General features: G+C 46.6%; 15 protein-coding genes. 11 read left to right on the forward strand and 4 right to left on the reverse strand.

Translation table 11 applies throughout. The annotated features are described in order from the left end of the window. The first annotated feature begins 179 nt into the window (after positions 1–179). From VIM72_RS15895 to VIM72_RS15915, 5 genes are all read left to right on the forward strand, one after another. Complete coding sequence (locus VIM72_RS15895; RefSeq protein WP_332003809.1) at positions 180–932, forward strand: CHAP domain-containing protein; 753 nt, start codon at positions 180–182, stop codon at positions 930–932. Positions 933–1,085: 153 nt separating this feature from the next. Further along, entirely contained in the window at positions 1,086–3,917 is a 2,832-nt protein-coding gene (locus VIM72_RS15900; protein WP_332003810.1) for a S8 family serine peptidase, read from the forward strand. A gap of 9 nt (positions 3,918–3,926) precedes the next feature. Further along, positions 3,927–5,597, forward strand: coding sequence for a hypothetical protein (locus tag VIM72_RS15905; protein ID WP_332003811.1), 1,671 nt, complete (start codon positions 3,927–3,929; stop codon positions 5,595–5,597). Positions 5,598–5,701: 104 nt separating this feature from the next. Continuing rightward, positions 5,702–6,772, forward strand: a complete 1,071-nt coding sequence (locus tag VIM72_RS15910) for a hypothetical protein (protein ID WP_332003812.1) — start codon at positions 5,702–5,704, stop codon at positions 6,770–6,772. Between the two features lie 348 nt (positions 6,773–7,120). Continuing rightward, complete coding sequence (locus tag VIM72_RS15915; RefSeq protein WP_332003813.1) at positions 7,121–7,750, forward strand: GIY-YIG nuclease family protein; 630 nt, start codon at positions 7,121–7,123, stop codon at positions 7,748–7,750. A gap of 184 nt (positions 7,751–7,934) precedes the next feature. Here the strand turns inward: VIM72_RS15915 and VIM72_RS15920 are convergent, their stop codons facing one another. Further along, positions 7,935–9,563 (reverse strand): serine hydrolase, encoded by a 1,629-nt coding sequence (locus VIM72_RS15920; protein WP_332003814.1) that lies wholly within the window; start codon positions 9,561–9,563, stop codon positions 7,935–7,937. A 437-nt stretch (positions 9,564–10,000) separates the two neighbouring features. Next, positions 10,001–10,342 carry a DUF6249 domain-containing protein gene (locus VIM72_RS32410; RefSeq protein ID WP_414648995.1) on the reverse strand — a complete coding sequence of 114 codons (342 nt, stop codon included), beginning with the start codon at positions 10,340–10,342 and terminating at the stop codon, positions 10,001–10,003. Positions 10,343–10,450: 108 nt separating this feature from the next. Between VIM72_RS32410 and VIM72_RS15925 the strand changes: the two genes are divergently transcribed. The 6 genes from VIM72_RS15925 to VIM72_RS15950 all read left to right on the forward strand — a co-directional run bounded on the left by VIM72_RS15925 (position 10,451) and on the right by VIM72_RS15950 (position 15,293). Next, a complete protein-coding gene (locus VIM72_RS15925; protein WP_332003815.1) occupies positions 10,451–11,038 on the forward strand; it encodes a sigma-70 family RNA polymerase sigma factor in 588 nt (195 codons plus the stop codon). Next, the gene (locus VIM72_RS15930) at positions 11,035–11,388 is read left to right on the forward strand and encodes a hypothetical protein (protein ID WP_332003816.1); all 354 of its coding nucleotides are present in this window, start codon (positions 11,035–11,037) and stop codon (positions 11,386–11,388) included. The genes VIM72_RS15925 and VIM72_RS15930 overlap by 4 nt, the downstream gene beginning before the upstream one ends. Before the next feature lie 109 nt (positions 11,389–11,497). Further along, positions 11,498–12,085 carry a hypothetical protein gene (locus VIM72_RS15935; RefSeq protein WP_332003817.1) on the forward strand — a complete coding sequence of 196 codons (588 nt, stop codon included), beginning with the start codon at positions 11,498–11,500 and terminating at the stop codon, positions 12,083–12,085. Between the two features lie 81 nt (positions 12,086–12,166). Continuing rightward, complete coding sequence (locus tag VIM72_RS15940) at positions 12,167–12,577, forward strand: VOC family protein (RefSeq protein ID WP_332003818.1); 411 nt, start codon at positions 12,167–12,169, stop codon at positions 12,575–12,577. 273 nt (positions 12,578–12,850) lie between these two features. Beyond that, the gene (locus tag VIM72_RS15945; protein WP_332003819.1) at positions 12,851–13,684 is read left to right on the forward strand and encodes a helix-turn-helix domain-containing protein; all 834 of its coding nucleotides are present in this window, start codon (positions 12,851–12,853) and stop codon (positions 13,682–13,684) included. A gap of 40 nt (positions 13,685–13,724) precedes the next feature. Further along, a complete protein-coding gene (locus VIM72_RS15950; protein ID WP_332003820.1) occupies positions 13,725–15,293 on the forward strand; it encodes an FAD-dependent monooxygenase in 1,569 nt (522 codons plus the stop codon). Between the two features lie 64 nt (positions 15,294–15,357). Here VIM72_RS15950 and VIM72_RS15955 read toward each other — a convergent pair whose 3' ends face one another. Together VIM72_RS15955 and VIM72_RS15960 are read right to left on the reverse strand one after the other, a co-directional pair. Then, a complete protein-coding gene (locus tag VIM72_RS15955; RefSeq protein ID WP_332003821.1) occupies positions 15,358–16,608 on the reverse strand; it encodes an alkaline phosphatase family protein in 1,251 nt (416 codons plus the stop codon). An 86-nt stretch (positions 16,609–16,694) separates the two neighbouring features. Beyond that, positions 16,695–18,149 (reverse strand): SusD/RagB family nutrient-binding outer membrane lipoprotein, encoded by a 1,455-nt coding sequence (locus VIM72_RS15960; RefSeq protein ID WP_332003822.1) that lies wholly within the window; start codon positions 18,147–18,149, stop codon positions 16,695–16,697.

The following is an 18,149-nucleotide window of genomic DNA, read 5'->3' on the forward strand; positions in this document are numbered from 1 at the left end:
CATCGCCTGCGATTTCATTTATTGCTGATACGCTGCCCTTCTTTTTTCCCGTTCTTAAAATGCCCGGAAGTTATTATCTTTAAGATAGCCCCGGAGTAATTCATCAGACTATACCAGAAAACAGTAAAAACCATTGTATATAATTCTTTCTTACCCCAACTTTTTAAAAATCAATTGTTATGAACTACCCCAACAAAATAATTAAGGCAGGAGAAAAAAACAGCCAGATCGTAAAAGCCATTCAGCAGCGACTTATTGAGCTGGGCATCGGCGGCTTACAGGGTACCGGTACATTTGGCCCTAAAACCGTGTCGGCCGTAAAACAGTTCCAGGCCATGCACCGCGACCGGTTTGGCAATCCGCTTATTGTAGATGGCGAAGTAGGCGCCATTACCTGGGAGGTGTTGTTTGACGACGGCGTACCGGAAGAACATGAAGCGCCCTCTCCCTTGCTGGCAAAAGCCATTGAAGTAGCTAAAAGCCAGATTGGCGTAATGGAAGTACCTCCCGGCAGCAACCGCGGGCCACAGGTGGAAGCCTACCTTGCCAGTACTAACACACCTCCGGGCAACTACTGGTGCGCCGCCTTTGTATACTGGTGCTTTAAAAAAGCTGCTGCAGAACTGGGTATCCCTAACCCTGTTGTAAAAACTGCCGGATGCCTTGATCACTGGAACCGGACCAATGCAGTGAAAATCACAACTGCAAAGGCTATCAATAATCCTTCGCTGATAGTTCCGGGAAGTATCTTCATTAAAAGCCATGGCGGCGGGTTTGGCCATACCGGCATTGTTACTGCTGTTAATGGCGGTTTCATTGAAACCATTGAGGGCAACAGCAATCCCAATGGCAGCAGCAACGGCATCGGGGTATTCCGGATAACGTTCAGGAAAATAAATTCTATTGAGAAAGGATTTATTATTTACGGGTAACGCTACCTTCCCGGACAGCTCCCTCCGGTTGTCCGGGAATTAATTCCGCGCTATTCATCTCACCATAAAAAAGTTAATCTTTTATTCCTTCTTTTTTGATTAAATTCATTCAGGAAAATCGAGCATACCAGCCCCAAAAACACCCTCATAAAAATGATACCTCATTGGAAAGTTATCCAGGAAGTAGCCAATCGCTTCGGTGACCGCCAGCCCCAGTTTGAAGCCGCTGAAAGAAAGCTATATGCATTACGGCAGGCCAATCTGCCTTTGGTACAACTGGAAGATAACCCTACCCGCGTACAATATCGCGTGGCCCGCGAAAACACGCCCCTTGTGGAAACCGCGCTGGAGCGGATTACCGGCACTGCCGACTTCCAGGACAAATACGTGCTTGACCGCTTATCTGAAATGTCGAAGGCAGTATGCCGTATCCTGAAAGGCGGCTCTCCCATCGGCACCGGTTTTCTTGTAACGGAAGATATCCTGCTTACCAATCACCATGTGATTGAATCAGCTGCAGACGCAACAGATATGATTGCGGAGTTTAACTATGAAGTAGATGCTACTACCAAAGCATTGAAAAGAAGCGCTTCCTTTAAGCTGGATGCCCGCAAATTTTTTCTGACCTCCAGCCTGGAAGTAAGTAAAACCACCCTGAACAGCGGGCTCGACTTTACACTTATCGGGGTAAGTCTTACCGGTACTTTTGGCGAACTGCTCTCCCAATTTCCACCCATACGGCTTGATGGAAATATCGGCAAAATCATCAAAGGAGAATCCTGTGTAATTGTGCAGCATCCTAATGGATTACCCAAAAAAGTAGTGTTGAAAGATATCCGGTTCTTTTCTGAAACGGGGACCCGGCTGGTATACGAATCGGATACATTACCCGGCAGCAGCGGTTCCCCGGTGTTTGGACTGGGCACCTGTGAAATCATTGCGCTGCACCACAGCGGTCTTTCCCGCACAGACGACCAGAACCGGGTACTTACGCGGAGCGGACAACTAGCCACCCCGGAAACTCCTGATGATGAAATCGACTGGATCGGTAATGAAGGCATTAAAGTAAGTGTAATTGTAAGCGCCGTGCGTGAAGCCACTTTAAGCCCCGATATGGAAAAAGGCAGGCGTGCATTGCTTAAAGATACCGATAGCATTGCGCCCCGGCTAAAGCAGGCCCTGCCCGACCAGGACAGCATCCGGAGCGGCGTAGATAACGTAGTAATGGCTGCCGCGGTAAACGATCACCATACATCTTCCAATGTTCCTGATATTACTTCCTCATCTCCCAAAGAAAATACTATGGACGCTTCATCATCTTCCAATATCAGCGCTCCCACAACATTCATTATATCTGCGCTGAATAAACCTGAAACAGTATCACAGATAGAAGCGGTACTGTCTGTAAAATATCCGCCGGGAGTGAAATTGTCGCTGCTCACGCCCGCTACTGCTGTTGCAGGCAAAGAAGAGCTTTTTGCCTTCACCGCCAGCTTCAGCGGCAACCCGCACGAGGAAGCAACAAAACTTACGCAGGTGCCCGGCATCTTTTATGCAGAAGCCGACCTTCCATTATACCTGAATGCCGACACCGCCAATGTTATCAGGAAAGGTGGCGGGCCCGCGGAATCTGCTTTCCTGTTTGATGATGGATATGGTACTCCCAACGAAGACATCTTCCTGAAAAACTATACGGTTACCGCTGTCAGTAAATTTGTTTCCGGCAGGAAAACAGAAGAATACCGGCGCTGGAACTGGTATGCCACAGGGTTTGATAAAATACTGCTAACACAAACCACACCTGCATCACCACATGAAAAAGGAATCCGCGTTGTGCAGTTTGATACCGGCTATACCGATCATTCCAAAGTAGCCGGCGCATTTGATACCGACAACGATTTTAACTTCCTTGATAATACCAATGACGCACTTGATCTGCGCACCGTAGCCCTGGGAAAACAGCCCGGCCACGGTACGCGTACAGGCAGCCTGTTAATCGGGCACGACTACTCGCCTGCAGCAGGCAACGGTAACTGCGGCTTACTGGCGCCTGATAATTACAAACTGGTTCCTTTCCGTATAGCCGAAACCGTTGTTATCATCAACAGGCAGCAACAACTGGCAGCAGCATTGGATGCCGCCATTGCACAGGGCTTTGATATCATTACCATGAGCATGGGTATCCCGCCTACGCTTACCACCGCCCGCCTGGCTAAGAAGGCTTATGAAAGCGGCGTGATCTGGTGCTGTGCAGCAGGTAACAGCGTACAGGCCGTAGTGGCGCCCGCTGTATTTCCGGGCACCATTGCGGTGGCGGCATCCAATCCGCTCGACAGGGAATGGACCGGGTCTTCCAGGGGAGATACCGTAGATATTACTGCACCGGGAGAAGATGTGCTGGTACCTATCTGGCTGGCGGAAGGTGATCACAAAGAAGGGTTTGCCTATGGCGATGGCACCAGCTATGCCACGCCTCATGTGGCAGCAGCTGCGGCATACTGGCTGGCAAAATACCAGGAGCAGCTCAGAGCTCCTGAATATGCAGGCTGGAAAAGGGTAGAAGCCTTCCGGCAAGCCTTGAGGGACTCGGCCCGGAAAAGCGACCAGTTACCCACGAAAGGTTTTGGCAGCGGGATTCTTAACGCTGAAAAATTATTAAACACACCACCCAGGGCTGCCAATAAACTGAACAACCAATACAACGGCTGGAATGAAAGCGCTTTCCTTAATTCATTACAAGGCTATGCTGAAATAGTGAAAACGTATTGGAATAAACTTCACAACGCCATCTTTGGCACCAGGAGAGGGACCCAGGAATCGCTGACCCCTGTTGCCGCGCCATTGTCGGACACCGCGCGGATGCTGGAAAGCGCCACCTTCGGGAAAGCCGGAACCGCCTATGAAAGCACTGCTCCTGCTACCTATCCCGACCTGCTCCAACGATTTAATACCGTTCAGTCTATTTTAGAAAATGCCGCTAAATAACGTGACCCCATGACAAACAAAATATTCGATTTTCATTTCCACCTGCTGTTCAAACACTATCTCAGTAACGGTACCCCGATAACGGAACAGGTTAAAACAACCGGCCTGGCCAGTTTACTGAACGATCTTTTTGGCGGGCCGTTTAACAGTCAGTCGTCGCCAGACCAGGTGAAAGACAGCCAGCTTTACCTGGGAGTGGCTTCCATCATCAGCCTGGAACATGCTTTTGCCCGCAGGATATTGCATGTTCTTGGCATCGACTTCTCCCATATATTACCTTTAAACAAAGAGATCGTAAACAAAACAAAAGACGGGAAAACAAGCTACTATGCAGAGTTTCAGCAACAGGTTAAAATGTACCTGGATAGTAAGGCCACGCTGGAGCAGGCGCCCTATCATATTAAGTATACCGGGAGAAAAGATTGGGAAGGCCACACGCCGCAGCAAATTGCAGACGCGCTCAGAAATGACAACCAGCAACGCTACCTGATCTTTTCCATAGAAGGCGGCCACAATTTATCTGACGTGCCTATCCGGGGCAGTGCGTTATCCAGAACACCTGAATTGAACCTGAAAGATATCCAGGATAACAGTGAACTGGATTTCATCAGTATTAATTTATGTCACCTGAGCTATATACCCGAGCAGCCGCTGGGCGGCTTTGCGCAGGGGCTTAACAAGCAGGCGCAGATTGCGTTTAGCAGCGAGGACTTTATGCCTAAAGCCGGACTTGGCCTCACCCAGTTGGGAAAGAAAGTAGTGAGGCAGGCATTGCTGCATGAAAAGCGGCCGGTGCTCATTGATCTGAAACACATGAGCGTGTATACCCGGTTTCATTACTACCGTTACCGGGAATCGCTGATCAATGAAGCGCCTGCAGTAAGCAGGCTGCCTATAATCACGTCGCATACCGGATTTACATTTACATCACTGAATAATTATCTTACTAAAAAACAATTCAGGTCTACCACCGGTCAGCAGGATGGTGCATTTGTATGTATCGTGGAATCTGAGAACCGGAAGATCGGTAAAACAAACGACAGCATTAACAGTGGCTTGTATGGCAACCCTTGGACCATTAACCTGTTTGATGAAGAAATTACAGAGATCATGAGCTCCAGAGGAATGATCGGGATCAGTCTTGATCAACGTATCCTTGGTGCAGAAAAAATGATAGACAGCAGCCGGCCGGAATTCTTCGATCCTGAATATATTGCCAAAGAAGAATGGGAGAAGCTTTTCAGGGATGGGCAGTTGCCGGGAGCAGAAAAACTATTCGACTTCCTGAGTATCCCGTCGAGGGCTGAGCGGCACCTGATGCTACTGTGCCTTCACATCATTTATGCGGTGAGGGTCGGAAATGCCGGTATAGGCTGGGAACCGGGCACTTCGCCGTGGGATCATATCTGCATTGGCTCTGATTTCGATGGCCTTATCAACCCTATTAACCGGATGGATAATATCCTGAAATTATCTGACCTGGCAGCAGGATTAAAAAAATATTTACCTGTTGCCGATAAATATCTGAATACGGGAGATGATAATAATACACGCTCACTCCGCTACAATAATGCAGACGGTTCGCTTGATATGGATTACCTGAACGAAGTGATCGGGAAATTCATGTATACCAACGGGTTGAATTTTACCGCAAGATACCTGAGCAACTGGGCAGAATAGCGGCAGGAGGGCCTTCTGCTGATAAAGGCAATAGTATTGAAATAAGACCGGCAAACGAAAATTGTTCCCTCAAATCTATTTATCAATACCAGAAATTTTCTCCTATGTTTTCTCCTGTTAATGAAAAAAGCGAAGCGGATAAACAGTCCCGCGCATCCGCCAATGAAACGCCTGGCCGTGGTGGAATAAGCTTACCGGCGCCGGCTGTGCAAATGAAAAATGATACCGCCGTAAACAACGATAAAGGGTTGGAGCATGAAGCTGATATAATGGGCAACAATGCACCGGATGTGTATCATAGTTCTGGCGCTCTGCACCTTCATCCTCCTCAGCCAGATACGGCAACTGTGCAGCGGCAGCCGGTTGCCAACCCGGTGGTACAAAGAGTTTCTTTAGAAACCCTGACAGAAATTGTTAAACTTCTTGGCTTAAAGATCGCTGAAAATTCCGTACCTGCTATTGTGGCTACTATTGCCGGCGCTGTTGGCCTTTCCTACAGCGTTACATGGGGAATACTGTCCGCAGGAATCGGCTGGGTAGCCACAGCGCTTTTACAAAAACTGATGCAGGCAAAACAGGAAGCTAAGGCAGATGATAAACCGGAGGTAAAAACAGACATCAGCGGGATCAGGAAAACGGGAGATTCATTTACCGATGAAATTTCCACTGCTGATAAAAATACCACCACGCTCAATCTCATTAAACCTGTTTTCCCGGATAACTGGTCGTCAGATATTTTTCTCCGGTTTAAAAGCCTTAATACCCTTATCATCAACAATACTCAAACTGCCACGCCGCCAAAAGACAGACTTGCCGGTTTGCTCCAACTGCCATTAAAAAGGCTGGAATTAATAAGGGCGGAATTTATGGATGAAGCCTGTTACAGTAATCTCGGGAAAATGAGAGGGCTGGATAACCTGAGCCTTGCGCGGACCATTACCAAAGAAAAATCGCCTGGCGCATCCACCACTGTCAGCTCATCAGACGGGAAACGGGAGCTCCGGAATGTAACTGAGCTGGCCGGCGAAGTACTGGGTGCTTTAAAATCGCTGATGGAAAATGGTTTAAAAACACTGGATCTGAGGTGGTGCAGTGCGCTTACCGATGAAAACAAAAAGGCATTAAAAGAACTGGCAGAACGCCATAAGGTTGCCCTCACGCTTACGGAGAAATAGTTCCCCGGCTGGTGATGGTTTTGGCGGCAACCACTCATAGTGCTCTGTGGTGGGGAACCTCCAGCTTCTTTGGGCTTATTCGCCGCAAAAGACCGGGAGGTGAAAGATGATACGCGGCGGAACAACATTGCAAACCGGGCTTCCTGTACAGCACCTGGCGGATCACCGGCAGATGATACTAACTTATGAGCTCCCGAAAAGCCTGGCGGAGCCCCTGATAAACGCCTGTATAATGTTCAGCCTGATTATTCCATTTTGTATATAAAAATCATAGTCGTAAATTGATAGCTTAATTATCATCAGCAAGCGCGAAAACACCTCATGGAGCAAGTACAAATTGGAAAGTGTGTGTACATTCTGAACACAGGTAAAAACCTGTATAAGATTGGTAAAACGCAGGACCTGCATAAGCGTCTGGCGGCTTACCATACTCACCTGCCTGTAATGTTCCGTGTTATCAGGCAATATGAGGCCTTGAATATGACGGCCCTGGAAGAAAGTCTGCATATTGTATTCCAGCACAAACGGGTGAAAGGCGAGTGGTTTGAGCTTAATAAAGACGATCTCATTATCTGCGACAATATTGCCCGGAACTACGCCTTGCATGCCTTACAGAAACAGCACCGGAAAAATGCGGATATCGCTTTTAGTGATAATCCCCTGTTACAGGTAATGGAGGCCAATGAAAAATATCTACAGGATTATTCCAGGATTGCCGACGACATCAAGCTGGGACTTAACAACGACGAGGTTTTTGAGCTGCACGAAGGGACTGTCAGCAAGTCTGTAATTGAAACCGTAAGGAGACTGCTACGGTACCGTACCCCCAATTCCGAGTTCCTTGGCAAATGGTTGCGGGTAGTGAACGAGCTCAGTGATGGCGTTAGTGAAAGTACTATCCTCCAGAAGTATAAAGGGCAGATCAGCCGTTCCACTATACAAATGATCAAAAGAATTTTGAGGAATCAGTTGTACTGATTGTCGCAACTAACTGCGCGATATTGTAATTAGTAGTGTCTCATTACAGCTTGTGCTGCAACTGCCAGTAGTGCGGGGTTACAACTAGTGGTGCAATGCAACGGCAGACTACGCGATGTTGCAGTAAGCAGTGTGGCATTGCAGCAGTGCTGAAAGATGTTCCCCCACGCCATCCGGATCTGCATCATTCAATTTTCCTCGCCACAGATTCACCGTTCTGAATTTTTGTTAATCCTGTAACAGTGCCGCTTTTATCCAGGTGGAACATTAACCGGGCGTCCAGGTTCCTGGCAAAAAAACTGCACGTGTCGTAAGGTACTATTTCCTGCCTGATTTGCCGGGGTCCGGTTCCTTTCCCATACAGCCGGTTTCCATACCTGGTAATTATCAGGATGAAATTATCGGGGAACTGGTATTCCCCAACATATTTTTCCAGCAACTCCGTTGAAATACTTATTGCATACAGGTTATCCGGCTTAATACTCGTCCGGGTAAATGTATTTGTTTTCCCGGCTGTTTCTAAAGCCATCCCCGCGATTTCGCCGTCCTTCTTCCTTAAGAATTCTACGATATCCAGGCTGTTTTCAAAATAGAACCTGTCTGTTTCAAAAGGGATCAGGCGTGCTTTGGCGCCGCCTTTTACAAAATACAGGAGCCGTCCGTCTTCATAAGACACGAGTCTTTGTCCTTCTGTTGCCGATTCATAAACAGCTGCATATGATTTCAGCTGCTCCATAGGCAACCCGATTTCATTTGTGTGGTAGGGTTTACCAATGGTTGTCCCCGCAATTTCGGACCCGATGATCTCCGGGTTATTATTTTCACAGTTTGTGAGAACAGCCACAAAAACTTTCTCCTGCGGAAGATAAAGCGCAAATGTGGAGAACCCGTTAATCAGCCCATCATGTTTTATACACGGGCTTCCCTGGATATTTCCCAGCCACCATCCATATCCGTAACCGGTAGGCTTGCCGTTATTCAGCGTAAACGAGGTTTGGGCTTTACGGAGGCTTTCTTTACTAATAACTTTTCCGGCTGTTAACGCCTTGTTCCAGGTATAGAGATCTTCAACAGTAGAAAAGAGGGAGCCGGCTGAATAGGGCTGTGTCATGCTTAAATAGCCGGCATTACTGTATAGATCATTATCCCGCTGATATCCGCTGACGCGACCGGGAATCACCAAAGAGGTATTATCATAACCGGAGTTTTTCATTCCCAAAGGCTTAAAGAAATACCTGCTGATATATTCTTCATAGGGCATACCGGAAACTAATTCAATAATATAGCCCAACAGCACATACCCATTGTTATTATATCGGAAGCTGGCGCCGGGTAAAAAGTCCGGCGGACGGAACTTAAAAGAGTCTATCAACGCCCGTGGTGTAAAGTCCAGCTTTCTTGTTTCCGGCGTCCATGCTCCTGCACCCGTATTGATTCCCGAGGTATGTGTAAGTAAATGTTCAATAGTAATGCCCTGTGCAGGATAATCCCTGATAAATTCAGTTAGGTCACTCTGCAGTGACAATTTTCCTTCCTCCACAAGCTTCAGGATAGCGCAGGCCGTAAATTGCTTGGTGATGGAACCAATCCGGAATATATAACCAGGCTTTAAGGCTACGTTCAATTCGAGGTTAGCTTTGCCAAATGCTCTTTTGTAAAGAACCTTGTTTGCCTTAGCCACCAGCACAGCCGCTCCGGGAGCCTGAGAAGGAAATGTGCGGGTTAATAGAGCATCTAATTCTTTTTCCAGGCTTTGCCCAAAGCAAATGCCGGTTATTATGGAAAATAAGGTTACTATCAATATTTTTTTCATGGCATTTAAATTTATTGGCTACTACAGGCATAAAGGTTCCCTTAGCGGGTTTAACCCGTTAATTTTAATGTGGCTGCTTTAATGTGGCTGCATTAAACCAGGAGAAAATCCTTATAGTGCCCGCAATATTCGGATCACTTCCTTCCGCTATAACAACAGGGGCTTTACGGTTCTACCAGGAGCTTCGTATTTACCGCCTGCACAACAAATGGCAACGCTACTGTGAATATTCCCGATGATGATAACACCGGGGCCTATAACCATCAAAAGCCTGTTACCAGGGCAGGTCGCCGATATGTTTTTATTCCCCGGATCCGCTGATGAAAACACCCGGGCCTATAACCATCAAAAGCCTGTTACCAGGGCAGGCTCCCGGTGTGTCTCTATTTTCCGGATCTGTGCATCCCATGGCGGCAAGCCCGGGCCCTCAGGAAGACCTACTTTTTCTTCACAATACTTTTGAGGACAAAATAAGAGATTAACAGGCTGAGACCCAGAAAAAGGAGTATGGAAGAGGGCAATATGAAATCCTTTATCCCTCTTATCTCCAATGATCTCAAAAAGGTGCCCGTTACGACTCCTACTGCAATTCCTATACTCACAATACCAAGCAGCAGAATAAATAAAAGATAGTTGGTACTTCCTTTAAAAAAATCAGGAGGCAACCCTTTTTCAATAATGGTCATTCGTTCTTTATACCTTGTTGTGAAATAGTAATAACTTATTCCAAAAACAACAAGTGATATCGCAATGAACAAGGAGGCGGACGTTATTCCCATGATTATATATTTTTAAATATTTTTGAGTTCCTATAATAAGACTCCCAAAATGTGAAAGTGGTCACCGGAATGTGACCACTTTCACTCACATGTAGTCTAATTCATTACATGGCAACCCAGAGAGAAAATAAACAGGTACAGGATTCATGGAGCAAAGCCATACGTGGCGATATAAACAGTATTGCCCAACTGGTTAATACTTATAAGGATTTTTCCTATACTATTGCCATGTCGGTTGTCGCCAATCATGAGGATGCTGAAGAGGTAGTACAGGATGCTTTCCTGAAAGCATTTGCTTCACTGAATAAATTCAGGCAGGCCTCCAAATTCTCCACCTGGTTATACCGTATTGTTTACAACACGGCTTTAACGAAGCGCAAAAACAGGAGAATGCCGACCATTAGTATGGATCAATCACCGGCAGCAGAGGAAGAGGCCACCACTGAAAATCAGGGATGGGACATATTGAAAGACACTGAAAGGAAAAAATATGTAGCCCTGGCACTAGGCAGGTTATCGGTGGAGGACCGGCTGGTACTCACACTTCACTATATTGAAGAAAAGAATATCGCCGAGATATGCGAAATACTCGGCGCCGGGAAGTCTGCCATCAAGATGCGCCTGTTAAGAGGGCGAAAACAACTGGAAACAGAATTAGCACTATTGTTAAACCAGGAAACAAGGAATTTACTATGAAACATAATAAAGAGCAGGAAGATAAACTCAGGGAGATTCTAAAAGAGGGAGGAATAGTAAAACCAACAGATTTTTTCTCCCATCGCCTGGTACAGGCGGTTGTACAGCAGCAAAAAATCAAGGCAGCCCAAACCTTTAAGCCTAAAACATGGCTGGGTAAATTTATCCTTGGCCTGCTTGTCCTTCTGCATCTTTTATTCCTTTATCGTTTGAACACTTTAAGGGAACAACCTGTACTATTTTTTTCTATTGCTGCATTCATTGCAGGCATATGGGGAGTAATTTTCCTGATCAGGAAAATTACTCCTATTGGAATTGGGTCTTCTCCACCAGGGGAGCATGCTGATTGAGTTATTACGGATAAGAACAAAGCCTGGTACCAGGGTGTTAGCCACAGGTAAATGAATACATGCCAGGATCATTCGTAACTTAGTGAGATGACCACAACGACCTTGCGATATGAGTAATCATCAAATAAGCTTTTTATATACCGCACGAGCGAAGTATGACAAATGGAGTGATAATGATCAGATGGGGTGGGACAAATATATCGGGTGGAGCCGGTTAGCCCATCTAACAGAGCTGGTTTCACTGGACACCGGCCTGAATGAAGTTTTAGTTGAACCCGACCGTAGCAATGAAGATGACTGGAAACATATCATTCTTGATGGCCACCTTGAAACAGGCTTCTTTTCAACGCTGGACTATGTATTGAAAAGAACAAAAGAGAAAGTAAGATTGAATTTACTGGCTGTGGCCGTTGAACCGGAGCATGACTGCGCATTTATCAATCTGGATAACTTCAATTTTATTGGTTATGACCTTCTTGATCAATATTACTGTACCAGTGCTTTGACAAACTGTGGAGGTTTTGATGAAACTTTTTTGCCGGCCGACCTGAATAACCTTGGCCTTATTGATGATTATCAAAAAGCCTGTGACATAAAGAAAAGGCTTTACCAAAACAATCCCCTCGAGGAGCACGCAGATACAAAGATGATAGCCATCTGGCGCCACCAGGTAATCGGGCATTCCCACCCGATGTAAAAAATTCCGGTTTTACTGCTGACATAGGGTTGTCACTTGGGCAGAATAGCTTTGCGTTATTCTAAACAAAACACAATCGATATGACTTTTTCTTCTATCCGGATTATCACAGCTAATATCAAACAGCTGGTTTCCTTCTATGAGAATGTCACCGGAACAGCATTTAAATGGTATACTGATGATTTTGCTGAACTGCGAACGCCTCTCGGCACACTGGCTATAGGCAGTACACGCACCTTAGCTTTGTTTGGCGGCGACAAAATAGCAAATGCTGCCAGCAATAGGTCGGTTATTATTGAATTCCAGGTTGACGACGTTGATACCAGATATCAGCAGCTCACCGGCATACTTGGTGAAGAGGTAGTGCAACAACCAACTACTATGCCATGGGGCAATCGTTCGCTGTTATTCAGGGACACAGATGGTAACCTGGTTAACTTCTTTACTCCTAGAACACAGGAGGCCAGGGAAAGGAATGGAACAAAAATATAGTAAAACCATCTCTGCTAAACATATTTGGGTGTTTTAGTCACTGCAGGACTACCCCACCCAAAGCCCTCTTCAATGTAATGCACCAAAAAGTACGGGCACTTTTTGGAGGCATACGTTGAAGAGTTTTTTTATTTCATCGCTTACAGATTTCAAACTTACCTTTAACAGATGCAGGTCCATATTACAGATATAGCGGCTTATATCCCTGGTATACACGCTTTTATTTTTGTATTTTTATAAAACTAAAATACTTGTACCCAATACACCTCCAATATGCTGCCTTTCGAAATGCTGCACCAGGAATTTGATCCTCCTGAAGAGTTACAGGATACCATAAAGTGCTTTTGGTACAACCGGAGGGAAGTGGGGGAACTGCAGACAGGTTTTGAGGTTATACCTGACGGCTACGCTGAGATTATTTTTTATTTCGGAAGTCTCAGCAGCGTCTCTCCCAATGGAGATTTACAGCCATTGCCATCACCGTTTATGATGGGGCTGCTCAATCAGCCTGTTACTTTTCACACGGAAAAACGCCTGGAAATTATTGCCATCAGGTGCTTTCCCTGGACGGTGTTTGATTTGCTCGGACTGCCCTCCGGGAAAGACAGCGTGCACATATTTGAACATCCTATCGCCCGGCTCCAATCGCCGCTGGCCAAGCTGGTAGAAGCGGGTAAAATAGACGAAGCAGTGGCGCTGGTGAAGCAGTATTTCCTGGATGCACGATCCAGGATTGCTATTGACAGTATGTTGTTCAAAGCAGGAATTGCTATGAGAAAGGCCAATGGCACTATCCCGGTAAGCCAGGTGGCTGCAGCGGCTCATGCAACCGTTCGTACCCTGGAAAGAAAATTCAAGCAATCTTCCGGCTACACCGTTAAAGACGTGTCTGGCCTGATGCGCTTTGAGCAGGTACGAAACAAATTATGGCATTCCCCGGACTCCAACCTTGCCGGCTTAGCGCTTGAACTGGGCTATACAGATCAAGCTCATTTAAGCAGGGAATTCAAACGCTATAGCGGGTCTACCCCGGCAGCCTTCGCACGGAAAGCAAAAAAAGGGAGAAAGGCTGTGACCAGCGATTTTGTCGCGTTTATACAAGCCTGACGAGCAAGTATGGCGGAATTTTGTGTTTCAATCATCAAATATGAAAGTAACACAAAGTCATACTATTTACGATGCAATCATTTCCGGCGCGGGCCCTGTGGGCCTGTTCCTTTCCTGTGAACTGGCCCTGGCCGGATGTTCTGTCCTGGTACTGGAAAAAGCAGAAAATCCTCAATCCCCGTTAAAACACCTTCCTTTCGGCATACGGGGCCTCTCAGCTCCTACTATTGAAGCGCTTTACCGTCGTGGGTTGCTAAATGAGCTTGAGATTCATAAACGGCTTAAAAATCCCCACCAGAACGCCGTACAGGGGCCTGACAGGCAGGCAGGGCACTTTGCCGGCATTCCGTTCCTTGAAGGCAATATTAATACCTCGCAGTGGACGTATCGCCTGCCCAGCTCTACAGACGCGAGTTTGATTTCTGAAATGGGAGAACTTGAATCCATACTAAGCCGACGTGCAACCATCCTGGGTGTTGAAATTAAGCGAGGGCTTGCCATCACCGGTTTTCATCAAACGCCTGAGGAGGTAATTGTATATTCAGGCGACCAGTCTTTTAAAAGTAAATGGCTGGTGGGTTGTGATGGCGCCCGCAGTGTTGTCCGCAAAACAGGAGGTTTTGAATTTGCCGGCACGGAGCCGGAATTTACCGGCTACTCTGTGCAGGTGGATATTGCAGATCCCGGGAAACTTAAACCAGGCAGGAACATTACACCAAGAGGTATGTACCTCCAATCCCAACCGGGCTATCTGGCCATACAGGATTTTGATGGCGGTGCATTTCACGGGTCCGATCAGCCCATCACCCTGGAACATGTACAGGAAGTATTACGCCGTATATCCGGCACCGATGTTACGCTCAATGCCCTGCATACTGCCACCACCTGGACCGACCGCGCGCGACAGGCAACCACCTATCGCAACGGACGGGTACTGCTGGCCGGAGATGCCGCACATATTCATTCTCCATTGGGAGGCCAGGGCCTTAATCTCGGATTAGGCGATGCCATGAACCTGGGCTGGAAACTCGCTGCAACCATCCGGGAGAAAGCTCCGGAAGGGCTGCTGGATAGCTATTTTACTGAACGGCATCCTATTGGCGCACAGGTGTTGGACTGGTCCCGTGCCCAGGTGGCCATCATGAAACCAGATCCATCCGCCCAGGCACTGTATGCCATTTTCCGCGACCTGATAAATACACGAGATGGCGCTACTTATATGGCTGCAAGGGTATGGGGTATTTTCACACATTACAACCTCAGTGGTGTGCATCCTCTGACAGGCCACAGCGTTCCCAACTTTGAATTCCCGGACGGCACAACAATCGGTGAATTGATGCACGATGGCCAGGGCATACTACTTGATTTTGACGGGAATAGTTCACTTAAAACCCTGGCTGGTGAATATGGCGACCAAATCAGGTATGTTTCTGGCCCGGCAAAAGACCAGTTAGGGGTGAGCGCTGCATTAATACGCCCTGATGGTATTATCGCCTGGGCGGCCGGCAACAACACAGATTATAACGAGCTACAAAAAGCCGCCGACCGCTGGTTTACCCGTAATTCAGTTATTAAAAAAGCAGAAGGACAACCCAGCTATTACAAGTAAAAAAGGACAAGCCAGGAATAAACCTGGCTTGTCCTTTAAACAGTTCACACAATGTAATGCTGTTTTAGTGCTTCGCTTTATCCTCCGGCATTAGCCATTGATTAAGCATATTGTCCGGCGCCTCCAGTACTATCTTGTAAAAACTGGAAGGATATCCTTTAATATCAATCCAGGCATGCTGATCTGCTACCGGCACTTCTCCCACCAGTTGATACTTATCTGCTGTACCTTCTTTAAAATCATTAGTAGCAGCCAGCCATACTTTTACCTTACCGGTTGGTTCCAGCGCTTTCCAGGTGATATCAAGATGTCCCTGCACATAGTTAACCGTAGCCTGGGCGATGGATACATTACCGATCAAAGGCGTTCCGTCCAGCTCACGCTGAACTTCCAGCGGGATCTTTACATCCATGAACCGGCTGATCATCGGCATGATGTCAACAATAGCCGGATAGTAACGTTTGGCGTAGGCATTCAGCGGCTTGTAATTGGTAACCATCCATGTGGTGCGCTGCCGTGTCGACTGACCGCCATGTCCCTTGCCAGACCTTTCATCTCTTCCATGATCAGTGGTGATCACCAGTAGCCAGTCTTCCTTAAACTTACTTTCCCTGTATTCAATCGCTGCATTCAGCCTGCCCATCTGATCGTCCAGCATTTTAACCGCCCTTTCAAGTTCGGGGCTATCACCATGCATGTGCCCCATATCGTCGGTATATTCCAGATAAACCCATGACAGGTCGGGCGCATTCTTCCTGATTGTTGCAGTAGCCTCATCTATAACTTTCTCATCGATCCTGTGCATGTACTCTTTCGCGCGGTCGTGCTTATAGTTAACGGTATCCAGCTCGTATCCATCGTAATACCAGTCAACTTTCAGGTTACCGGCGGCCGGCAGTTCATGTCCCAGCAGCTTTGTGCGGTTATCCTGCCAGCTTGAAAAAATGGCCGTCTTCTTTTCCGGGTACTGTGCCTTGAACAAACGGAATATATTCTGATAGTTGTAGTTGGGCGCTTTAATATCATTATCCGGCACATTATGCTTATTCACCCAGGTGCCTGTGAGCAGGCTATTGTATCCAACAGCCGAAATGGTTGGCGTTTCGTTATAGGTACCTTTATCACCGCCAACGTGCATGCGGGTATAACTACCTTTGTTTATGATCTTTTTAATGTTGGGAAGATCCAAACGCTCGATCACATCGGCAGGGATTCCATCAGCTATTACAAAAACAGTCTTTTTAATATGCTGGGCATAAACAGCCGACTGAAAAGAAAACAATAGCAATACAGATAGTTTCGTCAGTTTATTCATGTATTTCCGTTTGAATTTGCAAGATAAATTGTTTCATAATTGTTTCAAACCTGTCCGGCTATGTTAGCCGGACAGGGAGCAACTGATTATGGTTTGATCAGCCACATCACACCGTTAATGTTATCCCCTTCAGGATATTGCCGCCTTATGGCTTCTGTAATATGTTGCTCATTTAACCGTAACTCACTTTCCGGGTACATCCATCTTTTAGGAATTTTGCTATTGTTGAGCATACCCGCGCCTGAAACGTCGAATGCAGGAAACCCTGTTCTGCGTTGTTCATAAAATGGTTGCCAGCCACTGTTAAAAAAGGACGCAATGTACTTTTGTGTAATAATCTGCTGTAACGCAGTGGCATTGGAAAGCTTTACACTGCTCTGCGCCACGTAGGTATCTACCACTGTCTGGTCAATATGATAAAAAGACATGGATGCCCTGATCCCTTTTTCGTAGTAGTCGCTGGCACTACCGCCAATCCATCCTTTTAATACCCCTTCTGCCAGGATGAACTGCAATTCAGGATAGCCCAGTGCGATACTCGGCTCATTGACCGGGTTATTATAAAACCTCGGATTGATTTTGGAAATCTCTCCTGCAACAGTACGGGCATTGTTGTCGCTCACCGGCGCGCTACCTTTTGCACCTCCGTAGGCATTAAAATCATCGGCGGGCAAAGCAGCAAACTTAGGAGCCTTATCAGCAAAACTGAATAATCTCACATCCTTTAATGATTTTAAAAGATTCACGAAACTTTCTTCCATGTAATCAGCCGTCTGCAGGTCATTGTTATTGAAATATGGATAACGGTTGTCCTGCAGGTCATAAAATTTCAACGCCGCATTATCATTGTTGCCGGTAAAAACAGGGTATTCCACAGGATTGTTCACGATCTCCGCAAAACGTTTCTTAACATCAATCTTTGTGTCATTTACTTTCAGCGACAGGCTCATTAACACGCGCAGGGATAAGGAGTTGATAGCCCGTTTCCACTGCTGCATATTACCGTTGTAAATGATATCTCCCTGCACCTGCGCCGTACCTGAAGTGATCAGTCCATTAGCCGCTTTCAGATCTTCAAGGATGTTGAAATAAATATCCTGCTGGTTATCATATACCGGTGCGTTCACACCATCATCACCTTTCAGCGCATCGCTGTACGGAATATCGCCGAATGTTTGGGTAAGCTGCAGGAAATACCAGGCGCGGAAAAATTTTGCCAGCGGCAAATATTCCGGTTTGCCCTGCGTTGTTGCAGCCTGCTCCATTTTCAGCACCTGGCGTAAATTTTTATATCCATCAAAACCTGCCCTGGCCCATCCATAGTATTGCTGCAAACTTGCTGCATCTGTATACACCATCTGCCGGCAGGCTAGTGCAGCACCGATATCGGTAGACCGAAAAGCGCTTTGTGCTATAGCATTCAATAACAGATCGGGAGTAGAGATCGTGGACTTATTAGGATCCGTCTGGAACTCACTGAATTTCTTACACCCTGATTGTATAACAAGGATACTCAATAATATAAAAAGAACTTTTTTCAT

The sequence above is a fragment of the Chitinophaga sp. genome (assembly GCF_036569185.1).
GTDB lineage: Bacteria > Bacteroidota > Bacteroidia > Chitinophagales > Chitinophagaceae > Chitinophaga.